A 20,309-nucleotide genomic window follows, 5' to 3' on the forward strand; every position below is an offset into this window, starting at 1 on the left:
AACTATCGTTATTGATTATTTTCAAAAATTGCATTTATCTTTAAATGAAGACAATAAATGTAATAGGTAGAACGCTAAGGTTTTTATGAATATTTTACTTGCCATGATCCCTGCATTTTTTTGGGGTACCACTTATGCAATGACACAGCTAACCTTGCCTGACTGGCCAGCATTGTTACTCGGTGCCCTTCGTGCGCTACCTGCAGGGCTTATTTTACTGGCAATTAAACCCAGCCTACCGAATAAAGCAGACTGGTCTATTTTGATTAAACTCGGTGCCATTAACATAGCTATATTTTTCAGTTTAATTTTTATCATGGCGTTAACGCTGCCATCGGCTATTTCTGGCATCGGAATGATATCGGTACCGGTTTTCGCGATGTTATTTCATTGGATAGTCAGTAAAAAACGCCCTAACCTGTTACAAGCAATTTCCGGGGCTATATTAATTGGCTTAGCTTGGATGCTGTTTGATCCAAGATCCATCAGCTTAAATCCCATTGGATTAGTCGCAATGCTTGCTGCAATTAGTTGCATTATTATCGGTAGCACAATGACCAAAGCGTTAGGTTCGCGCATTCATTGGTGGACCATACTCACTTGGCAACTGATTATTGGCGGGGGATTATTACTGATTGCAACAGGAATTCAGGCACTCATTGCACCTGAACAATATATCAATGTTGTCAGCCAATTTAGTCTGACTAATAGTTTCGGCATAAGCTGGATAATTTTGCTCAATACTGTACTGGGTTACAGTATGTATGTGTGGTTACTGCAACGTATGTCAGTAGTCGACTTCACTTTTGGCGGCATTGCCAACCCGATAGCGGGCATAGTCTGCGGCCTAGTATTAATGGGGGAATCATATACTCCAAATCAATATTTATTGATGAGCGGAATGATTCTAGCCTCTATCGCGCCAACATTAATTCAGTTGTTACGCCAAAGAATTATCACATCGAATGCCGTTAAGATTAAATAAAAAAGTGGTTATTCAGCAGAATCATAGACAATGAAATAAAACAACAATGCCCAAAAGTTAACGTAAAAAGCAGGTCAATATATTGCTTAAACGGTGGCTTCTGGGCACAGATATAAAAGGATAAAAACGCTATATAAGCTTATTTATCCTCAATAGCCGCTAATGGGTATCTTTGTTAAATCACCGGGACTTTATAAGGCATCGCGCCTAAGTAGTCTTTTTTGCCCACTTCAACACCGTTGTGGCGTAATATCGCGTAGGCCGTAGTGATATGAAAATAGAGATTAGGAATGGCATGCTCAATGGAAAATTCATTACCTGTTAAGTATTTACCTGCCCAACGAGGTTGTGACACATGGATAGTGGCAGCGTGAGCGAAGTCGGCCTCGCTAAAACCATCCAGATATTCAATGACTGAAGCAATGCGTTGGCGCAACTCTTCAAGCGTCATTTCAGTGTCATCATGCTTAGGCATAGTGTCTAGCTGACCGGTTAATCTGGCAACACCGACTTTAGCCGTGTCACAGGCGATCTGGATCTGACGAATAAGATTAAATTGATCTGCCGCTAAGCGAGAGTTCAGCAATACAGCCATGTCGACCTTTTTAAAAGCGGAAAATGCCTCGGCCTTATCAAGAATATTATTTAAATTATTCAGCATTTTGCTGAATTGCACTACAGTCAAATCGTACAGCATAGTTAAGTCCTCAATAAGAGCTACAAATTAGTAGCGTGTAAATAATTAGTGATCACGCATAACATTACAATCAGGTTAGCGGTATTTAATCATGGTTAGCCACATTTAGCTTTGTTTCATAATTAGAGCCTAACAACACAAACGCCAAAAAACGTATCAAATGAACCTGTACATAATTACTGTCGATCACATTGCCAATATTCATAAGATACATAGTCTATCGAGATGTGGCTATAAGGCTAAAGCTCGACAGTTAAAATACTGCCATGATTCATCTCAAGACCAATATTTCATACGCAGTATTTTGATCATTAAAGCAAGGCTCTTAACTTATTTAGCGCATCAACAGAGAAGCCTTGGTCATAAAAGTAAATCACTTTACCTTGTGCATTGATAAGCACCACCCGAGAATTGTTTGGGTTTTCATTACCGGTAAAAGCTTGTACTTTTTCACCATCTTGGTAAACCGTGACAACGCCTTTCCAAAGAGGCTTAGGTATACCAGCACGCATACCATTATTAATCAGGGTGCTGAACATTCTAGGAAACAGGCCTTGTATTGTCGGCACTTCATAAACCGACACTGTTGTTTGAGTCATATCTAAACCAATCAACCAGCGATCAATATCAAACTGTGAGTCTTGCTTGTAACCAATCAGTAATAACGCCATTTCTCCCTGTAAATCATCAGGCAAGGTCATAGACTCTTTTTCAAGTGTTTGCCCTGTTACAGATGGGAAAACCTGTCCTGTAATTTCCTGGTTTGGATAAATAGTGCTGCAAGCGCTAAGCAGTAATAAGCTGGTAATCATGATAAAAAAACGCATGGTTAAGTCCTTTTGATAAATATTAGATCTCTTTATACGTAGCCAAGTTGCTAAAGGATTTTTTATAGCGATAACTTATCGCTTTATTTTCAAGTTCAAATAAACAGCTGACATAATGCCTAATTAAGTACGCCTATATCACCCTAAAAACTGGCTTTGAGTTTGGCCGATATAGACTCACTAGGCTTACTTAATTGAGTTAACCGTTAGCCAATTTTTATCATCCTACTTATGGTTAACTTAATCAAATAACTAGCTTAAATACTGTAAAAATAGTTATTATAAAACCAATTTATTAAGCATGATTGTTATTCACCTGAATTCCCCTCAAGAATTACCATCAAGGAAAAGTATCGCCATGGAAAGAGGCACCTTAGTTCGCTGGAACAATGACAAAGGTTTTGGTTTTATCAAACCAGAAACCGGCAATAATCAAGATGTGTTTATCCATATCTCAGCGTTAAAACACATGGCAAGAAAGCCTATGGTGGGTGATGAGATTGTATTTCATCGCGAGAACCAGCCCGATGGCAAAGTCAAAGCCGTAAAAGCCAGTATTGAAGGCGTGGCAGTGGTGTCTAACACCACTAGAACTGCTTCTCAGATAACTAAACATCAACAGAATAATCCATATCATCGCGAGGAAAGCTACCGCTCAAGCCCCATACTTGGTCGTTTAATAATGCTTATTATCTTGCTTGGGGTTGGTATTTTTGCCTATAAACAATATGAGAAAATGACCGCTACACCGGTGCTGACCAATGAAGATGTTGAGCAGATGCAGTGGATTGAACCGACTCCTAGCTTTAGATGTGAAGCAGGTAAAACACACTGCAGCCAAATGCGTTCATGTGCAGAAGCCACCTTTTATATCCGCAACTGCCCAAGAACTGAAATGGATGGTGATGGTGACGGAATTCCATGCGAACGGCAGTTCTGTAATTAAACATTAGGCAATGGCATCATTAAAGGCAGATTCTGGTTTAACAGCCGCTTGTTCTAAATTCTTGGTATAAGTCTTTAGATTCTAGGCCTAAGGCTTGAGCTTCTCGCTAGCCTTTACCTACATTACACCGATGGCTATCGCTGTTTTTTTGCTTGTTTACGATACTGGCTTGGGGTCATATTTTTACAGCGTTTAAAGCTGTGACTAAAATTAGCCCCGTCACTAAAACCAAGTCGTTCAGCAATTTCATCAAGTTGCATTGGCGTTAATAATAACGCTTCTGCAATGCCAAAACGCACATCATCACGCACCTGGCGCCAACTGGTTTGCTCTTGTTTCAATTGACGATGTAAAGTGCGAGTGGTGCGCGCTAAATGTTTTGCAATGTCTTCCATTGACGTCGTTAAACCCAAATGTACCAGAGTGTCTTTAACCAGCTTGGCGGTGGGTTGCCAGTTTTGCTTTTGTTGCAACAACTGGTTGCATTGGGCTTCACATATTCTGGCGGTAGCTTCATTAGCTTTAACCAATGGCAAGTCCAATAAGTGCGCTAAACCTACAAAACCATTATAACTGGCGTTAAATTCAACTTCGGCACCCAGTATTTGTTTTATCTCCTCTAGTGGTAAACCTGCAGGTTGAGGTGAGGTAAACTGCAATTTAAGGGGTAAATCTTTGCTTTCAAATATTTCTCGTTGGATCATCGCAGCCCCCAACATATCTCTCACTAGCACCAACTCACCTAACTCGCCCGGAATATCGCATAAGAATGTTAGCGACAAGCCATCGTTAACCTCAGACAATTTTATTTTGGAAAAAACATAGGTTAAATCTAAATAACGAAGCCCCAGCTCAACTGCCTTTCTCACGGTACGACTCGCCAATAACGCGTAGCCCATAATGCCATAGCTGGTAAGGTGATAACGGCAACCCAACGCCATGCCAACCTTAAATGGGCAAGCGCTATTTAACATGAGGTTGTTTAACACCTGTAACTCTTGTTTGTCTTCAACCTGCTGTTCGTGATCGGTTAACTGAGCGCTGACTAAACCAGAGCCTTGCAGTAAAACATCCTCATCAATACCCAGCTCAATGCCATAAGACACAATAATTTGTACACTGGTAATGCTGCGAAATGTCATAACTGATGGCTTCTATGTCTTAAAATCACAAATATACGTCCCTTTAACGCGTAGATCAATCAACAATAGTTTTTTATGCTGGAGAGATAATACAAATCGTTAACACTCTTTTAATGCTTACACTTAACGTTATAAACATTCAAAGTAGCAGTCACAAATAACGGTAAGACATCACGATAAGAATAAATAAGGGCTACCATGACCCAAATAAAAAGAAACCCTGCGGTAGTTATCATAGGTGCCGGTATGACGGGCATCTTAATGACAATTAAGCTGCGAAAAGCCGGTATCACCGACATTGTAGTGCTGGAGAAAAAAGACTGCGTGGGCGGCACATGGCGAGAAAATACCTACCCTGGTGCAGCCTGTGATGTACCTGCTCACATGTACACCTATTCATTTGAACCGAACCCAAACTGGAGCCGCTTTTTTGCCCGCGGGCCAGAAATAAAACAGTATTTTGAAAATGTTGCAGATAAATATGATGTAAAACGGGACATTCGCTTTAACGAAGCGGTAACCGATGCGAAATATGCTGATGGCAAATGGACGGTAAAAACCGATAAAGCACAAACCTATATCGCCGATTTTATTGTGTGTGCCACAGGTATTTTGCATCACCCGCAATGTCCAGATATTCCCGGACTAGAAGACTTTACAGGCGCTATATTTCACACAGCTCAGTGGAACCACGACGTCGAAATATCGACTTCAACCCGAGTAGGCGTTATCGGTACCGGGTCAACTGCCGCTCAAGCCATTCCAGAACTGATAAACACTGGAGCAAAAGTGTCGGTTTTTCAGCGCACACCACAGTGGTTAATGCACCTGCCAGATTTTGAGTTTTCAAAAACCAGCAGAAAACTGATGAGCCGCTATCCAATCATCACCAAAATTCACCGTAATGCTGGAAAATTCTTTTTAGAGCATATTTTTACTAAAGCGGTAACGGGCCATTTTGTACAAAAACACTTATTAAATTTTTTATGTAAAACAAACTTAAGATTAAGCATAAAAGACAAAATCTTACGAGAAAAATTACGTCCTAATTATCAAGTGGGCTGTAAACGGGTAATTATCAACACCACCTTTTATAAAGGTATTCAAAAACCCAACGCAGAGTTAATAACAGAGGGTATAGATCGTATTACTGCAACAGGCATTACCACTAAAGACGGTAAGCACCATGAGCTTGATGTATTGGTGTTATCCACTGGGTTTAATGCATTTAATTTTATGCGCCCAATGAACCTAATTGGTCGTAATAATTTGCACATTGATAAAGCGTGGCAACATAAAATTAAAGCTTATCGCTCCATGCTGCTACCCAATTACCCTAACTTCTTTTTAATGTTAGGTCCTAATACCCCTATTGGTAACTTCTCTGTTATCGCCATGAGCGAAGTTCAAGCTGATTACGTGATAAAAATGATTGATAAATGGCGTGGTCATCAATTTGATGAATTTGAAGCTAAGCCCCAAGCCATTGACGAGTTTAATGCCTACATAAAGGAAGGGTTAAAAGGCACTAGTTGGGTAGGTGGATGCCAAAGTTGGTATTTAGACGCCGATGGCGACCCAATTTTATGGCCATACACCTGGCAGCGCTGGGTTGATGAAATGAAACAACCGCAAATGGAACACTTTAATACCCGCTTATTTTAGTTAGCTTACCCACCTTTAACCAGTACAAAAAAACAACCAGGTTATGATGAATAAAAATACTATCTTTATTACCGGCGCAGCATCCGGCATTGGCTTAGCAACTGCAAAACACTTTCACAAAAAGGGTCACTGGGTCGCCATGGCCGACATCAATATGGTGCAACTAACACAAGCCACTGAAATATGGGATAGAACGCGGATACGTTTGTTTCAACTGGATGTCGGTGATGTTTTACAAGTACAACACGCTATGGCTAAATTTTGTGCCGAACATAATAATTGCTTGGCGATATTATTCAATAACGCCGGCATATTGGAGATAGGGTCATTTGAACAAACACCTATTGAACATCATCAACGAATAGTGAATGTTAATGTTATCGGAGTGATGAATCTATGCCATGCTGCCTGGCCATATTTAAATAATAATGGCACCAGTACTATTATCAATATGTCATCAGCCAGTAGCGATTACGGTGTACCGGAACTGGCCAGTTACTCGGCCAGTAAATTTGCTGTAAAAGCACTGACCGAAGCGTTAGAGCTAGAATGGGCAAAATATGGCATCAAGGTTTGCGATGTTATGCCGCCCTTTGTCACCACCAATATGGTGAAATCTCAAAAAAACTCTGCCAAAGTACTGCAACGATTAGGCGTAAATATCACCGCACAGAACGTAGTAGCAGTGATCGAAAAACAGGTAAAGCACGCTAAAACCCATAGAACAGTAGGTGTATTTTATGGCTTATTACATAGATTAAGTAACGTATCACCGGCGTATATTAATCGCCTAGTAATGAAATTTTTAAGCCGATAAAGGCTGTTGTTGCTCTATAACAATAACAATAACAATAACAATAAGGCCCATAACAATGGACAGTTTCAATAAACAAGCGCCAACGCTAGAAGCTAAGCAGTTAATGGCCGCCAAGTTGTTGTCATTAACACCTTTGCATAAGCTGCCTGTCACACTATTTAGGTACATATTCTTAGTGATGGACAGCGTGCTTGGGCTTAATAAAATCAAAATGGATAAAGTGATTAATTTAACGGTACCTGTGAGTGCAGGTGATAGCACAATCAAAATCCGTTGTTACTATCCCAGCGCTAAAATACTACCCAAAACACTGGTTTATTTTCATGGTGGCGGCTGCGTTATTGGCAGCATTAACACTCACGATAGCTTTTGCCGCTACCTCGCTAAACATGGCAAGATGAATATTATTTCGGTCGGTTATCGCCTTGCCCCAGAACATAAATTCCCAACGCCAATTTGCGATGCCATTGATGCTTGGAACTATATCAACGACCATCATCAACTGCTTAATATCAATCCAGATCATATTGGCGTGGGTGGCGACAGCGCAGGGGGATATTTAGCCTGCATCCTTGGATTAAATTCACTACAAACATCACTATCTGTTCAGGCAAAAGTAAAACCTGCATTTCAATTCTTAATCTACCCGATGCTTGATCTGCAAGGTTTAACGGAGTCTTATCGCAGTTTCAATAAGCAGTTAATACTCACCCGCGATTTAATGGATTATTTCAGGCAACATTATTTACATTCTCTTGATGAAGTAAACCTACCACTGGTAAGCCTACTGCAAGCAAAAGACATCAGCGAATCGCCCAAAAGCTACATACTCACCCTAGGTTACGATCCATTAAGGGATGATGGCATAGCGTATGCGCAGCGCCTAAAAGCGACAGGTATCAACACACAACACCAACATTTTGATGATTGCATGCATGGCTTTATTTCCATCACAAAACTAAGCTCGCACGCCCAACAAGCCACTCATAACATCGCAATGGCATTAAATAGCTTCAATGATTGATGTAATACTTACTCTGACCACTTATTTTTAGAATGACTAAGACACCATCTATGCAGGCCAGCAACGCAAGCTTATGCTAAAATCCCCGCATCAGATTTATGAATGTGCAACCACTCTCATTTGTTTGACTGAGTGTAGTTAACGCTACCGTGAATAATTAATGAGGATACCGATATGAGTAAGTTAAATGCCGAAGAACGCAAAGCCAGAGATAACGAACGTTTTTCACAACGTGTCGATGAACGCAGAGTAAAAGGCGAAGATGTTGTTGCTTACGCAATTGCCAATGATAAAGCGTTTAAGTTTCTCACCAAAACAGAGAAACACAGCTTTAAAGAAAGAAAAGCAGAGCTTGAAGAAGAAGCCAAACTGAAAAAACAGCAACAATTTGAGCTTAAAAACCAGCAAGAGCTAGAAAAGGCTGAAGCCGAATTTACCGAAGAGTAACACTCAATAAATAGCCATTGTTAATGACGATGGCTATATTCAAATAAGTAAATTCTGCCACTATTATATGGCTAATAACAACCTTGATGCCCCTCTAAATTTCGCGTTTCACACACACAAACAAAGCATTGCCAGAATCTAAATCCCACGGGATGATTTTGTCATAATCGTGTTCAAATATATGAATATCGAAATACGGACTTAACAATGCGTTAAGTTCAGTAAAGCTAGTGGCGACCATCGAATGGGAATCTTGCCATAACTGCGTGGCGTCAAACTGGGTTTTGGCGATGCTTAAATTTAGCGACTGCATCTCACCTTCCCCGCTGTAATGCCAGCCAGATTCAAACACAAACTCGCTTTCATCATGCTCGACACTGTGCCGCACCAACGCCTTGTTATTAATCTTATGCTTATCAACAGAGTTAAAACAAAACAGGCCACCTGGATTTAATGCGTTATGAACGCTTGCGATACACGCTTTAAGCGCTTCTGTACCCTGAGAATAATGGATGGAATACAAAAAGCAGGTAATTAAATCAAGTTTTTCTTCAACATAAAACTCAGTCATATTTTGCAAACTAAACCGTGCTTCAGGGCAACGGCGCATAGCAATATCGAGCATAGGCTGATTGATATCGAGTCCACTGCTTTGATAACCAAAATCGATAAAATGCCTCACATGCGGCCCGGTGCCACAGGCTAAATCTAAATGTTGTTTACCACTATTGCCTAATATTTGATGCAAGCGCACTACGCTATTGCTTTGTTGTTGGTAATTAATATCGCGACACATTAAATCGTAATAACCAGACAAGTCGGTATAAAGGGCATTGGTAGACATAAAATTGAATCGAAAACTTAGGCAAATTTAAGGTGGCGCATCATATATCAAATAGTGCGATTGAGAAATGATTAATCGCTGATGGTTAGTGGTTCAACGTTAATGAATAGCACTAAGGTACACGGTCCTAATAAATGGATAAAAGTAAATGTTTCTAAAAGCCGACTGCAATCAATAAAAAATTAAACACTATGAAATAAAAAAGCCTCGATACTGTTAAGTATCGAGGCTTTTTAACGTCTGATATTTAGGCTTGCTAATATTTGGTATTAACCCTCAATTAGCTGGATATCATGACGCGCAATTTTTTATAACCTGCAAAGTAATCAATCTGAGATCTAGACTAAAAATAACTACCGTACCCAGCGCATAAGTTCATTAGCGTCTATAACCGCCGACTGTCTTTTAATAAGCGCTCCCGCTGAATCAAAGAGTAATAGCTCAGCACCGCCAGCATTATATTTAGCGATGAACGCCTGTCCCTCAGGCGTTCCCACACTGGCAACAAGAAATAACACGTTATCGCCAAGATGATCACGCGCTTCATTCATCTGCTCAGTCTGGGTGACACTCGACACAAAGTTAGGATCATAGACAAATACCACCGCAGGCTTACCCGTGCCGATTTGTTCATGGCTCGTCTTAAAACCCTTGGGCATCAGCGTTAGCAGCAGTCCAAGTAACAACACTATGGATGCAATGACACTTATCGTCACCCAAGGCATTTTACGAGTCGTATTGGAATTATGTTTATCCATGATGATAGTTCTTCCTTTTAATTTTGAAATACTTAACTATTTACAGACTCAAGCAACACAGTGTAATTAACCAACCTTAGGCATAGATTAAAAATTGCGGAACAAAATTGACAGCAGGTTTTTTACACTGCCTCTGACACATCCAAACCTGTCCCTGCTAAATCAAATGTTCAACAAAAGCGTATCTTAATACACTTTGTTAATATCCAACCGATAAACCAACCATAAAGCATAACTTGCTACACTATAACCCCATTGAGTTGTAAACAAGCCTTTAATGCTGGTCGAATTAGGTATGAGACTGACTTGAATGATTGATGACACGACACAGTTTATGTTAATTAACTTCTTTACCCTGTTATCACTTAACCTTAGATAACGTATCATCAGGTTTGCCACTATATGCAAACACAGCTAAATTCATTATGTTACTGTTTTAACATAAGTGGTTCGATTGATTTCTAGCGTATTTATTTGAAGGGTTACTATTTTTATGGAACAAATATTTGAAAAATTGATGTATGCATCACGCTGGATCATGGCGCCTATTTATTTGGGATTAAGCTTAGTCTTACTCGCCTTAGGCATAAAGTTCTTTCAAGAGATCTTTCATATCATTCCTATTATTTTCACCATTGCAGAAGTTGATTTAGTGCTCGTGACCCTATCACTCATCGACATCACCTTAGTCGGTGGTCTACTCATCATGGTGATGTTTTCCGGCTACGAAAACTTCGTCTCACGACTTGATGTGGGTGAAAATAGTGAAAAACTAAACTGGCTAGGCAAGATGGATTCAGGCTCACTTAAAAACAAAGTAGCCGCGTCAATTGTCGCGATTTCATCCATCCACCTACTTAAGATATTTATGAATGCAGAAAACACCGCAAACGACAAAATCATGTGGTATCTGCTCATCCACATCACCTTTGTGATATCGGCCTTCGCCATGGGATATCTGGATAAAATTACCCGCAAGTAATTACACTCAAGTAAGCATCCATATCCAAATAAAAAGCCCTGATACATAACAGTATCAGGGCTTTTTGTTTACTATCGATTAGTACCACACTTTAGGATCAGCGTTATTATTCTGTGCTGCATCAATACTAATCCCCAGACCATTAAGAATTTTGAACACTGTCGAGATATAAACATCATTACCTTTCTCGACACGGATTAACGTCTTTTTGGTCACGCCACACAACATCGCCGCCACATCTTGAGTCAATGCCGCGTTGTTTCTGGTTTCTTTAATGAGTAAACCCAAGGATTGTTGATTGAGTGCAGATGTCATAACGTTAGTCCAAAGTGTACTTTGCTACACTTTAGCTCTGAATGCCTGATATTTCAACAGGGAAGTGTAACATCCTACACCTTATAGTGGTTTACTCTTTTGCTTTAGATAAAGATTTGCTGATTAAATGTAGCCACTACAGACTGAGAAATTGACCAGAAGATTGGTAGTAATCAATATAGATAACTACACATTATGTGATATTTATTCATCATCACCATCTAGAACGTTTTGCAATACAGTAGGTGAGATTGGTATCAAACCCACATTTAAACCAAAAGGCTTAAAAACTTTATTCAAAACGTCAACACTTGGGTTGCTTCTGTTATTTTCTATATCAGAAAGTTTTTTACGAGAAACGTTAACTAATTTCGCATATTTTTCTTGGTTTAAACCTAGTACCTGTATCCGTAACTGAATTAAGGCATCTCCTTGTGTAATTTCAGAAAATAGTAATTTAGTAATAACACTATTAATAACTGACTTACGTAACTTTACATCTTTAATAGCCGTGTTCGTAGACGAACGTTGCCTAACTTGAGTCTCATCTCTAGTTGTTACTTTTATTACCAATGGTTTACGATTATGCGAGGGTAAAGTAGCACTTCTGTTCGGGAGTGGAACTCTTTTTACCACAGGCTTTCCCATGTCAACACTCATATTTACAAAGTTACCATCAGCTCGATTAGCTACAGTTTGACCTTGCACATTATCGTTTTTAGTCCCAATACGTTCACCCTCGCTGTTAAATTTCATATTGTTATCATCATTATGTTTTTTTAAGAAATTGACGGTATTCGTTAAAATTGTCTTTTTCATAATAATCCCCACCCTTCCAATTTTTCATCTAGAAAATCAAACCCAATTGTTGGCAGATTCACTATTTGTTCAGGAACACCACGGTCTATTAGCCTCTGTTTTAAACCTACTAATTGACGTCCAGTTGTCCTCAATTCATTGATCAAGAATTGTGGGTCAATTAAATCACTTAAGGAGTATGCAATCTCAATAAAGTTAAATTTACCACCAAGCTCTAAAGCTGGCGCAGCCCATTTCGTTGTTCTTGGTATACCATCAGGATCCGCTTTCATAGGCGCAAAATCATAAATGGGGGTTAATCTTATTCCTTTGTCATCTTTATAGAATGAAGTATTTCGACCGTGATTATCACTATTGCCAAACGCAATATTTAATAAGTCGCGGCGAACCCATTCAATTATAAATGCCTCAACATCAAAGGATAGCTTCTTCTCCTTGACAGTATTACTTTGAGTGATCAGGTCAATCAACTCACGTATTGTCTCGCCATGATCTAAAATAGTAGCTGGCGGTTTTTTTAGCATTGAGTACACAGACTCCATGCCATAACGTTTGGTCGTCCCATCGGCTTGAGTCTCTATATCGAACCTAGGCAACCAAAGTGAATGATAGTTTTCACCTTTTTCTAATTTCATGTCAGCTACAGGTATAGTGCTAAAACCCATAGCGGTTAACTCATGGTAATAATGGTACTCGGCAACTAACACCGCATCATTAATTCCCCTTCTATTCCCTCTCGGGAATTTAACGAGGTAATACATATCATCGATATTAGTATTATCTTGATAGGTATCTATCCACACAAGATCGTCTTTGCTGCGTCTTAGTAGCAGTTTGGGGGCTTCTCCACCTGCTCCAGTCGCACCACCCGCTGCGGCCCCCCGAGTTTGTGCATAACTCAGAAAGTCTGCCGCTCTACTTGCGACATCTGACACTGAAAAGTATTGCGTTGGTACTTTATTAACCGCTTCGATAGATTCTTTGATGCGTAAATTCCCAATGGGAGAAATGGTACCAAATGCTAGCAACACGAACTTTTGTTGATTAGCTGACATTCCCTCTGTATCTATTTGCGTTAGCCAGTACTTACGGCTTGAGCCACTCGGAATAATATCGTCAATGAACTTCAACCAACCTTTTTGTTCACTGTCATCAAAAAATAATTCAACAGGGTGATTTATAGATACTGCATGGTGATCATCCGCAGAAAGATTATCAATAGCATAGCTAGATTCATAGTCAACTTCGGTAGCACCATACGTGTAGTCAGCATTCTTTGGGAATGTAATCTTCGCAATATCCTTCCATGAATTATCAATGAAAGCTTGTACAGTTAGTTCATTTAAATTTTTTGAATTAATCGCTTCCATTGAACACTCTTTTTTATATTTAATGAATATTATTGTACTCAAAAATATGAAAATTATCAAATAAAGTGCCTTATAATACTCAATAATTATGATTGACCTTGATTATTGGGTGCTATACGACTCATCGAGTTATTTGTGCTTGAAGTTAATTTGGTTCATTAGAATATTATTACGTTGATCATGAATGCGTCCGGTAATACTCAATAATTACTGTCGCAGCCCTCTATTGTATCTTATAGTACTCAATGGTTAGTAAGAACACCACATATTGAACATTAAACTACTCAATAATAACAAGTGGGGTCAGGGTTAAATTCATTCTGAAGTGTGCCTACGATAAATTAGATCAGAGTCTGAGGGATCCCTCAGACCCTGATCCCACTTATTCGGCCATTAAGAATTTTGAACACTGTCGAGATATAAACATCATTACCTTTCTCGACACGGATTAACGTCTTTTTGGTCACGCCACACAACATCGCCGCCACATCTTGAGTCAATGCCGCATTTTTTCTGGTTTCTTTAATGAGTAAACCCAAAGATTGTTGATTGAGTGCAGATGTCATAACGTTAGTCCAAAGTGTACTTTGCTACACTTTACTGTAATTTCCCCTGTCAAGAGCAACAAAAGTGTAGGTTGTTACACTATTCGATTATTTAGTGATTTGCTGATTAGATGTAGTCATTACAGACTGAGAAATTGGCCCGAAGATTGATAGAAATTAATATAGATAACGACAAATTATGTGGTATTTACTCATCCACATCACATCGGTGTTATTGGCTTTACAATGAGGATATCTGGATAGTGAGGCAGAAAGTTTGATCTGACCCCACTTACTTATAGCGAATGACAAAACCTGTGGTATTTGCTCATCCACATCACCTTCGTGTTATCGGCCTTCGCCATGGGATATCTGGATAAAATTATGCGGGAGTAATAGCTGAATTACGTCGAAGAAATGGCATAGACAGTATTGTGGGGCAGAAAGTTTACTTTTACCTCGACTATTAAGACAAGATAAATTTTGCTTCAAGCTTCCTTAGAAGTTGATATGTAGTAATGTATTCAACATTAAATTCTTTACAAATATTTGGAATTTTAACTTTCTTACTATTAGGAGGATCAAGCACTTCATGAGTAACAATAGTTGCACCTGTCACTATTGCCTTTGCAATAAGCCAAGGATCAGCTTTATCTAAAAAGTTTACTACATTTTCAGGATTTTTATTCTCTAACTCAGAAACATACTGAACAACTTCAATAAACTTTTCTTGAGTAACATCTTCTGAAATTGGTAAAAAGTGCTCTTTTCTATCTTTAACCCAATGGGTTAGTTCATCACCATAGTTAGCCAATTCATCATAAACACTGATGATACTGGCTAATTGACCACTATTAAACTGCTGATCAAGCCAGTCCCAATAAGCAGGACAAAATTCCATATCATAGTAAAAGTTCTTTGCTTGGATATAAGTATTAGAGTCTAATAAATAATTCAAATACCTAGCTCCTTGGCAAATTTAGTGATGTTGTTAGGCTTCATGCCTAATAATTGGCCAGCATCCCTTAAGAGGACTTTACCGCTTAAAGTTTCAGCAATTAAAGCACGAGAAAAGTTTTCACTGATTTGACTATTAACAGTGCGGTAATAACTTGGCGCACTGTTCCTTTTTTCTCTTTGCTCATGTTGTTTCTTCAAAAAGGTAATATACTTACCATATTGAGATTGAGTAATAAGAGCTAAAGTTAAGGCTCTACGCGCTAATACCCATTTGCTTACATGGAAGTGTGCTTCTAGCTGAGGTAAATTATCAATCCAGTTTTCTGTATTTTTCCATAAACCTAAAAACTCATCTTGCGGCACTAAAAACTCAGCAGCAACTGCATTACACAAAACCTCTTCTTTACGGTGTGCTTTAGCACTCGCATCAGATACGCCACTTTGTCCAATCCATATATGAGCAAGTTCGTGCATTAAAGTAAAAAGCCTTGCACTAGGCGCATCAGCTTGATTTACAAAAATGACAGGGGAGGTCTTATCGTAAATAGCAAAACCACGAAACTCTTCAACAGATAATTTTTTAGTATGGTGTCCTAAATCACCATGGCGCATTACTAAAATGCCAAGTTGTTCAATACGTTTAACTAGTAACCGTTGATATTCTTCCCAACTTCCACGCTCAGGATGCGCTCCAACACCTAGTGCTTTTCGCATATCTTTAACAATATTGACGAAACTACTGTCAGAATTAAAACGACCAATATAGGAGTTATTCTCAATACCTTGTTCTGCTTGATACTCTTGATACCAGTGTTGCCGAGCAATAACAATTTGGATTATTTTAAGTAACTCTGCACTAGGTTGACGTAACTCTTCACCATCAACAGTTCGTAGATCTGGTATTGGTAGTTTTTCCTTAGGTGTATTTTTTAAAAACAAATAACCGAATGGGATGTAGGTTTTTTCAGCGACAGACTTTGCTTGATTAAAAGTAATTTTTTTGTGACCATTTTCCCAAGCCACTAATTTTTCTTCACTAATATTTAATTTCCTAGCAAGCATACCCATAGTCAAATGCGCTCTTTCACGAGCCCATCTGAGATTTTCTGGATTTATATGTGCGTATGCAACAGCCATGGTTAACGTCTTTTAATACTTTTACGGTGTTTGATTAATTTATTCTATCCTATGAATAAGTTTATTTCATTAAGTAAATGAGGAGTAAAATTAAATGCTGGCCAAAGTAAATTTTGAAATAATATAACTAGATATAATAATATTATGCCCTCTATAAAAACAAAAATCCCCGATACCGTTAGGTATCGGGGATTTTTCTATTCTTTTACAAGAAGTTTGGCTTTAAGCTTTAGAACGACAAGCAATATAGCGCAGGATAAATCGTGTTAGAACAAGGCGCTTTACCACGACGTTTAGTTTCTCATAAACGAGTGGTGAAGCAACGCAGTTATCACCGATTTAGACCAGCTAGATTACATCATGCCGCCCATACCGCCCATACCACCCATTCCGCCCATATCTGGAGCAGAAGCTTCTTGTGGTACTTCAGCAATCATCGCTTCAGTGGTAATCATTAAGCCAGCAATAGATGCAGCAAACTGTAATGCACTACGCGTTACTTTAGTTGGGTCTAGGATACCCATTTCTAACATGTCACCGTAAGTGTCGTTGCCAGCGTTGTAACCGAAGTTACCTTCACCGTTTTTAACAGTGTTAGCGACAACTGATGCTTCTTGACCAGCGTTAGTTGCGATTTGACGTAAAGGCGCTTCCATAGCACGTAGGGCAATAACCACACCGTGTTTTTGGTCTTCGTTAATCACTTCAACGTTTTTAATTTTGCTTGCTACGCGAACAAGGGCAACACCACCACCGGCGACCACACCTTCTTCAACTGCTGCGCGAGTTGCATGTAATGCATCTTCTACGCGGGCTTTTTTCTCTTTCATTTCAACTTCTGTTGCTGCGCCAACTTTAATCACTGCAACACCGCCAGCTAACTTAGCCATACGCTCTTGAAGTTTTTCTTTGTCGTAGTCTGAAGTTGATTCTTCAACTTGTTGTTTGATTTGCGAAACACGTGCTGAAATCTGTGCTTGGTCGCCGCTACCATCAATGATGGTGGTGTTATCTTTAGTGATGATAACGCGCTTAGCAGTACCTAAATCTTCTAGGGTCGCTTTTTCAAGCTCTAGGCCGATTTCTTCAGCGATAACAGTACCGCCAGTTAGGATAGCAACATCTTGAAGCATTGCTTTACGACGATCGCCAAAACCAGGGGCTTTAACCGCTGCCACTTTAACGATACCACGCATGTTGTTAACAACTAATGTGGCTAATGCTTCGCCTTCAACGTCTTCTGCAACGATAAGCAATGGCTTACCTGTTTTAGCTAGACCTTCAAGAATTGGTAGCAATTCACGAATGTTAGAGACTTTTTTGTCTACTAATAAAATGAATGGGCTGTCTAATTCAATGCTGCCAGTTTCTGGCTTATTGATGAAGTATGGTGATAAATAACCACGGTCAAACTGCATACCTTCAACAACGTCTAATTCGTTTTCAAGCGCTTGGCCTTCTTCAACGGTGATAACACCTTCTTTACCGACTTTTTGCATTGCTGTAGCAATGATTTCGCCGATTGACTCATCAGAGTTTGCTGAGATAGTACCAACCTGAGCAATGGCTTTAGAGTCTGAACATTCTTGAGAAAGCAATTTAAGCTCAGCAACGGCTGCGATAACCGCTTTGTCGATACCGCGCTTAAGATCCATTGGGTTCATACCCGCTGCAACTGCTTTTAGGCCTTCAACAACAATAGACTGAGCTAATACTGTTGCAGTAGTGGTACCGTCACCGGCTGCATCATTGGCTTTAGAAGCAACTTCTTTAACCATTTGTGCGCCCATGTTTTCGAACTTGTCTGTTAGTTCGATTTCTTTCGCCACTGACACACCATCTTTGGTGATCATTGGTGAACCAAAGCTTTTATCTAAAACAACGTTACGACCTTTAGGGCCTAAGGTTACTTTAACTGCGTTGGCTAGGATGTTAACGCCTGCAAGCATTTTTACGCGTGCGTCATTACCAAATAAGACTTCTTTAGCTGCCATTTTTGATGTTCCTTTAAATTTAATGATTAATTGGAAAGTCGATTGATGCGTGAGGCTTAGCCTACTACTGCCATCAGGTCAGCTTCTGACAGGATTAAGACTTCTTCACCGTCAATTTTTTCTTTCTTCACGCCGTAACCTTCGTTGAAGATCACCACGTCGCCCACTTTAACGTCAAGTGGTGTAACTGTGCCATTTTCTGAAATACGACCGTTGCCTACAGCAAGGATCTCACCGCGAGTTGATTTTTCAGCTGCGCTGCCTGTAAGTACGATGCCGCCTGCTGATTTAGATTCAACTTCTAAACGTTTAACGATAACGCGGTCATGTAATGGACGAATATTCATCTATGAACTCTCCTAATGATTTGATGCCCAAAAAACGAGGCTATTAACTAACATAAAAGGGCTTTTCCCTTGTGCATGAGATATGGGGGTGATTGATCACAGATCCAAGGGGAATTTTAAAAAAAACTCCACTTTTTTTAAGTCTGATTTATTAATGGCGCACTAATCCTGATAGAATTCTATTCCTTTGAAATACTTAAACCGAGAATAGATGAAAGACAGACATGGGTTGCTCACCGCCCCTATTGGCCGTGTGCTGCTAAACATGACGTTGCCTAACTTGATTGGCATTATGACCATTCTTGGTGGCAGTCTGGTAGACATCTTTTTTATCAGTAAGTTAGGCACTGAAGCTCTGGCTGCGGTGAGCTTTACTTTCCCTGTCACCTTAGTGATTACCAGTATAGGTATTGGTATTGGTGCAGGCGTGTCGACCAATCTTGGTCGCTTAATTGGTTCTGGGCATGCGCCGGAATCAAGAGTGTTTTTATATGACACCTTATGGATAACCTTGGTGATTATTTGGGGCTTATCCATACTCGGTTGTGTCTTCATTGAACCTACTTTTAGTTTACTGGGCGCTAACAGTGCCAGTTTGCCATTAATTAATGATTACATGTGGTACTGGTATTTAGGTGCCCCTGCATTGGTATTATTAATGGTGGGTAATCAGGCATTACGTGCCACGGGAGACACTCATTCCCCGGCTAAAATTATGATGCTAGCCGCCATTGTAAACTTGATCCTCGACCCATTACTTATCTTCGGCATTGGCCCTTTTCCACGTTTAGAAATCCAAGGCGCTGCCATTGCAACAACACTCTCTTGGGTGGTGGCAATGTCATTAGCGGGTCACTTGATTGTAGTTAAACGTAAATTGGTGAAGTTTGCTGAGTTTGATTTTGGTCGATTGATTTTGCATTTTAAAGTGTTATCCCATATCGCCCGCCCAGCAGCATTAATGAATGTGATTAACCCTATTGCTAACGGCATTATTATGGCGATGTTAGCCCGTATTGATAATAGCGGTGTGGCCGCCTTTGGTGCGGGTATTCGCCTTGAGTCAGTGTTACTGATTGTGGTGATGGCCTTGTCGTCGAGTTTAATGCCGTTTATTGCGCAAAACTTAGGTGCTGGCCAACATGACCGAGCAAAAAAAGCCTTATTAATGTCGTTGCGATTTGCGTTTGTATTTCAAACATTATTGTTTATTCCACTGTATTTTTCCGCTGATATAATTGCCGGATGGTTTACTCACGATCCGCTGGTTATTGAGTGGCTGAGTTTTTATATTATGGTGTTGCCTGCCGCATATGGACCGCTGGGTATTTTAATTATTTTTGCGACTAGCTTAAATGCTTACCACAGACCGCTGAGTTCTCTGGTGATTAACTTGTGTCGCTTACTATTATTAATGTTACCGCTGGCGCTGCTGGGTTCTTATGTGGGCGGTGTAAAAGGTATTTTACTTGCATTGCCTATCACCAATACCTTAATGGGAATTGCTTGTTACTATTTAGCGACCAAGATTAGCGAACCACAAAACATGAATCATGCCGTGCCTTACCCCAAAGCGACTGATACTGATGAACCTAACCAACAAGCCGATGAAAAAGACTCCATGACTCATCATCTCCGCGAATATTAAACTGTGTTAATAATGCCCGTCACACTTGCTTTTTAAGCAG

The 20,309-nt window shown here is 39.8% G+C and carries 21 protein-coding genes; 8 read left to right on the plus strand and 13 right to left on the minus strand.

From position 1 onward, the window contains the following. The first annotated feature begins 85 nt into the window (after window positions 1-85). Window positions 86-985: an EamA family transporter gene (locus ABIS04_RS17500; protein WP_350431895.1), complete on the plus strand. Its 900-nt coding sequence runs from the start codon at window positions 86-88 to the stop codon at window positions 983-985. Window positions 986-1,160: 175 nt separating this feature from the next. Here ABIS04_RS17500 and ABIS04_RS17505 read toward each other — a convergent pair whose 3' ends face one another. Both ABIS04_RS17505 and ABIS04_RS17510 read right to left on the minus strand, forming a co-directional pair. Beyond that, on the minus strand, window positions 1,161-1,682 hold the full coding sequence (locus ABIS04_RS17505; RefSeq protein WP_350431896.1) for a DUF1993 domain-containing protein: 522 nt from the start codon (window positions 1,680-1,682) through the stop codon (window positions 1,161-1,163). Between the two features lie 311 nt (window positions 1,683-1,993). Further along, complete coding sequence (locus tag ABIS04_RS17510; RefSeq protein WP_350431897.1) at window positions 1,994-2,509, minus strand: hypothetical protein; 516 nt, start codon at window positions 2,507-2,509, stop codon at window positions 1,994-1,996. A 358-nt stretch (window positions 2,510-2,867) separates the two neighbouring features. Between ABIS04_RS17510 and ABIS04_RS17515 the strand changes: the two genes are divergently transcribed. Beyond that, complete coding sequence (locus ABIS04_RS17515) at window positions 2,868-3,455, plus strand: excalibur calcium-binding domain-containing protein (protein WP_350431898.1); 588 nt, start codon at window positions 2,868-2,870, stop codon at window positions 3,453-3,455. Between the two features lie 134 nt (window positions 3,456-3,589). On the opposite strand, the gene ABIS04_RS17520 is transcribed toward ABIS04_RS17515, so the two are convergent. Continuing rightward, a complete protein-coding gene (locus tag ABIS04_RS17520; protein WP_350431899.1) occupies window positions 3,590-4,597 on the minus strand; it encodes an AraC family transcriptional regulator in 1,008 nt (335 codons plus the stop codon). 198 nt (window positions 4,598-4,795) lie between these two features. Between ABIS04_RS17520 and ABIS04_RS17525 the strand changes: the two genes are divergently transcribed. From ABIS04_RS17525 to ABIS04_RS17540, 4 genes are all read left to right on the plus strand, one after another. Further along, on the plus strand, window positions 4,796-6,262 hold the full coding sequence (locus ABIS04_RS17525) for an NAD(P)/FAD-dependent oxidoreductase (protein WP_350431900.1): 1,467 nt from the start codon (window positions 4,796-4,798) through the stop codon (window positions 6,260-6,262). A gap of 43 nt (window positions 6,263-6,305) precedes the next feature. Next, window positions 6,306-7,079, plus strand: a complete 774-nt coding sequence (locus tag ABIS04_RS17530; RefSeq protein WP_350431901.1) for an SDR family oxidoreductase — start codon at window positions 6,306-6,308, stop codon at window positions 7,077-7,079. Window positions 7,080-7,134: 55 nt separating this feature from the next. Further along, window positions 7,135-8,103, plus strand: a complete 969-nt coding sequence (locus ABIS04_RS17535; protein ID WP_350431902.1) for an alpha/beta hydrolase — start codon at window positions 7,135-7,137, stop codon at window positions 8,101-8,103. 174 nt (window positions 8,104-8,277) lie between these two features. Beyond that, window positions 8,278-8,550 (plus strand): DNA polymerase III subunit epsilon, encoded by a 273-nt coding sequence (locus ABIS04_RS17540; RefSeq protein ID WP_350431903.1) that lies wholly within the window; start codon window positions 8,278-8,280, stop codon window positions 8,548-8,550. Window positions 8,551-8,644: 94 nt separating this feature from the next. On the opposite strand, the gene ABIS04_RS17545 is transcribed toward ABIS04_RS17540, so the two are convergent. Continuing rightward, entirely contained in the window at window positions 8,645-9,394 is a 750-nt protein-coding gene (locus tag ABIS04_RS17545) for a class I SAM-dependent methyltransferase (RefSeq protein WP_350431904.1), read from the minus strand. 353 nt (window positions 9,395-9,747) lie between these two features. After that, window positions 9,748-10,152 (minus strand): hypothetical protein, encoded by a 405-nt coding sequence (locus tag ABIS04_RS17550; RefSeq protein ID WP_350431905.1) that lies wholly within the window; start codon window positions 10,150-10,152, stop codon window positions 9,748-9,750. A 493-nt stretch (window positions 10,153-10,645) separates the two neighbouring features. Here ABIS04_RS17550 and ABIS04_RS17555 point away from each other — a divergent pair, with 493 nt between their 5' ends. Continuing rightward, window positions 10,646-11,134 carry a TIGR00645 family protein gene (locus tag ABIS04_RS17555; protein ID WP_350431906.1) on the plus strand — a complete coding sequence of 163 codons (489 nt, stop codon included), beginning with the start codon at window positions 10,646-10,648 and terminating at the stop codon, window positions 11,132-11,134. A gap of 78 nt (window positions 11,135-11,212) precedes the next feature. Here the strand turns inward: ABIS04_RS17555 and ABIS04_RS17560 are convergent, their stop codons facing one another. The 8 genes from ABIS04_RS17560 to ABIS04_RS17595 form a co-directional block, all read right to left on the minus strand. Next, window positions 11,213-11,449, minus strand: a complete 237-nt coding sequence (locus tag ABIS04_RS17560; protein ID WP_124012630.1) for a helix-turn-helix domain-containing protein — start codon at window positions 11,447-11,449, stop codon at window positions 11,213-11,215. 204 nt (window positions 11,450-11,653) lie between these two features. Further along, window positions 11,654-12,268: a helix-turn-helix transcriptional regulator gene (locus ABIS04_RS17565; RefSeq protein WP_350431907.1), complete on the minus strand. Its 615-nt coding sequence runs from the start codon at window positions 12,266-12,268 to the stop codon at window positions 11,654-11,656. Beyond that, complete coding sequence (locus ABIS04_RS17570) at window positions 12,265-13,638, minus strand: HipA domain-containing protein (RefSeq protein WP_350431908.1); 1,374 nt, start codon at window positions 13,636-13,638, stop codon at window positions 12,265-12,267. Before ABIS04_RS17570 ends, ABIS04_RS17565 begins: the two co-directional genes overlap by 4 nt. Before the next feature lie 365 nt (window positions 13,639-14,003). Next, on the minus strand, window positions 14,004-14,204 hold the full coding sequence (locus ABIS04_RS17575) for a helix-turn-helix transcriptional regulator (protein ID WP_350431909.1): 201 nt from the start codon (window positions 14,202-14,204) through the stop codon (window positions 14,004-14,006). 445 nt (window positions 14,205-14,649) lie between these two features. Next, window positions 14,650-15,141, minus strand: coding sequence for a DUF4411 family protein (locus ABIS04_RS17580; RefSeq protein ID WP_350431910.1), 492 nt, complete (start codon window positions 15,139-15,141; stop codon window positions 14,650-14,652). Beyond that, entirely contained in the window at window positions 15,138-16,280 is a 1,143-nt protein-coding gene (locus ABIS04_RS17585; protein ID WP_350431911.1) for an XRE family transcriptional regulator, read from the minus strand. The genes ABIS04_RS17580 and ABIS04_RS17585 overlap by 4 nt, the downstream gene beginning before the upstream one ends. 353 nt (window positions 16,281-16,633) lie before the next feature. Beyond that, window positions 16,634-18,274 carry a chaperonin GroEL gene (gene groL / locus ABIS04_RS17590; RefSeq protein WP_350431913.1) on the minus strand — a complete coding sequence of 547 codons (1,641 nt, stop codon included), beginning with the start codon at window positions 18,272-18,274 and terminating at the stop codon, window positions 16,634-16,636. A 56-nt stretch (window positions 18,275-18,330) separates the two neighbouring features. After that, window positions 18,331-18,621: a co-chaperone GroES gene (locus ABIS04_RS17595; protein WP_124015245.1), complete on the minus strand. Its 291-nt coding sequence runs from the start codon at window positions 18,619-18,621 to the stop codon at window positions 18,331-18,333. A 211-nt stretch (window positions 18,622-18,832) separates the two neighbouring features. Here ABIS04_RS17595 and ABIS04_RS17600 point away from each other — a divergent pair, with 211 nt between their 5' ends. Next, complete coding sequence (locus tag ABIS04_RS17600) at window positions 18,833-20,269, plus strand: MATE family efflux transporter (protein ID WP_240778396.1); 1,437 nt, start codon at window positions 18,833-18,835, stop codon at window positions 20,267-20,269. Window positions 20,270-20,309 lie beyond the last annotated feature (40 nt).

Source organism: Shewanella sp. H8, from assembly GCF_040285065.1.
Classification (GTDB): domain Bacteria; phylum Pseudomonadota; class Gammaproteobacteria; order Enterobacterales; family Shewanellaceae; genus Shewanella; species Shewanella polaris.

Excerpts from the sequence above, each read along its gene's own strand:
- ABIS04_RS17500 (WP_350431895.1), top strand. The coding sequence starts at position 86 with ATGAATATTTTACTTGCCATGATCCCTGCATTTTTTTGGGGTACCACT.
- ABIS04_RS17505 (WP_350431896.1), bottom strand. The coding sequence starts at position 1,682 with ATGCTGTACGATTTGACTGTAGTGCAATTCAGCAAAATGCTGAATAAT.
- ABIS04_RS17510 (WP_350431897.1), bottom strand. The coding sequence starts at position 2,509 with ATGCGTTTTTTTATCATGATTACCAGCTTATTACTGCTTAGCGCTTGC.
- ABIS04_RS17515 (WP_350431898.1), top strand. The coding sequence starts at position 2,868 with ATGGAAAGAGGCACCTTAGTTCGCTGGAACAATGACAAAGGTTTTGGT.
- ABIS04_RS17520 (WP_350431899.1), bottom strand. The coding sequence starts at position 4,597 with ATGACATTTCGCAGCATTACCAGTGTACAAATTATTGTGTCTTATGGC.
- ABIS04_RS17525 (WP_350431900.1), top strand. The coding sequence starts at position 4,796 with ATGACCCAAATAAAAAGAAACCCTGCGGTAGTTATCATAGGTGCCGGT.
- ABIS04_RS17530 (WP_350431901.1), top strand. The coding sequence starts at position 6,306 with ATGATGAATAAAAATACTATCTTTATTACCGGCGCAGCATCCGGCATT.
- ABIS04_RS17535 (WP_350431902.1), top strand. The coding sequence starts at position 7,135 with ATGGACAGTTTCAATAAACAAGCGCCAACGCTAGAAGCTAAGCAGTTA.
- ABIS04_RS17540 (WP_350431903.1), top strand. The coding sequence starts at position 8,278 with ATGAGTAAGTTAAATGCCGAAGAACGCAAAGCCAGAGATAACGAACGT.
- ABIS04_RS17545 (WP_350431904.1), bottom strand. The coding sequence starts at position 9,394 with ATGTCTACCAATGCCCTTTATACCGACTTGTCTGGTTATTACGATTTA.
- ABIS04_RS17550 (WP_350431905.1), bottom strand. The coding sequence starts at position 10,152 with ATGGATAAACATAATTCCAATACGACTCGTAAAATGCCTTGGGTGACG.
- ABIS04_RS17555 (WP_350431906.1), top strand. The coding sequence starts at position 10,646 with ATGGAACAAATATTTGAAAAATTGATGTATGCATCACGCTGGATCATG.
- ABIS04_RS17560 (WP_124012630.1), bottom strand. The coding sequence starts at position 11,449 with ATGACATCTGCACTCAATCAACAATCCTTGGGTTTACTCATTAAAGAA.
- ABIS04_RS17565 (WP_350431907.1), bottom strand. The coding sequence starts at position 12,268 with ATGAAAAAGACAATTTTAACGAATACCGTCAATTTCTTAAAAAAACAT.
- ABIS04_RS17570 (WP_350431908.1), bottom strand. The coding sequence starts at position 13,638 with ATGGAAGCGATTAATTCAAAAAATTTAAATGAACTAACTGTACAAGCT.
- ABIS04_RS17575 (WP_350431909.1), bottom strand. The coding sequence starts at position 14,204 with ATGACATCTGCACTCAATCAACAATCTTTGGGTTTACTCATTAAAGAA.
- ABIS04_RS17585 (WP_350431911.1), bottom strand. The coding sequence starts at position 16,280 with ATGGCTGTTGCATACGCACATATAAATCCAGAAAATCTCAGATGGGCT.
- groL (WP_350431913.1), bottom strand. The coding sequence starts at position 18,274 with ATGGCAGCTAAAGAAGTCTTATTTGGTAATGACGCACGCGTAAAAATG.
- ABIS04_RS17595 (WP_124015245.1), bottom strand. The coding sequence starts at position 18,621 with ATGAATATTCGTCCATTACATGACCGCGTTATCGTTAAACGTTTAGAA.
- ABIS04_RS17600 (WP_240778396.1), top strand. The coding sequence starts at position 18,833 with ATGAAAGACAGACATGGGTTGCTCACCGCCCCTATTGGCCGTGTGCTG.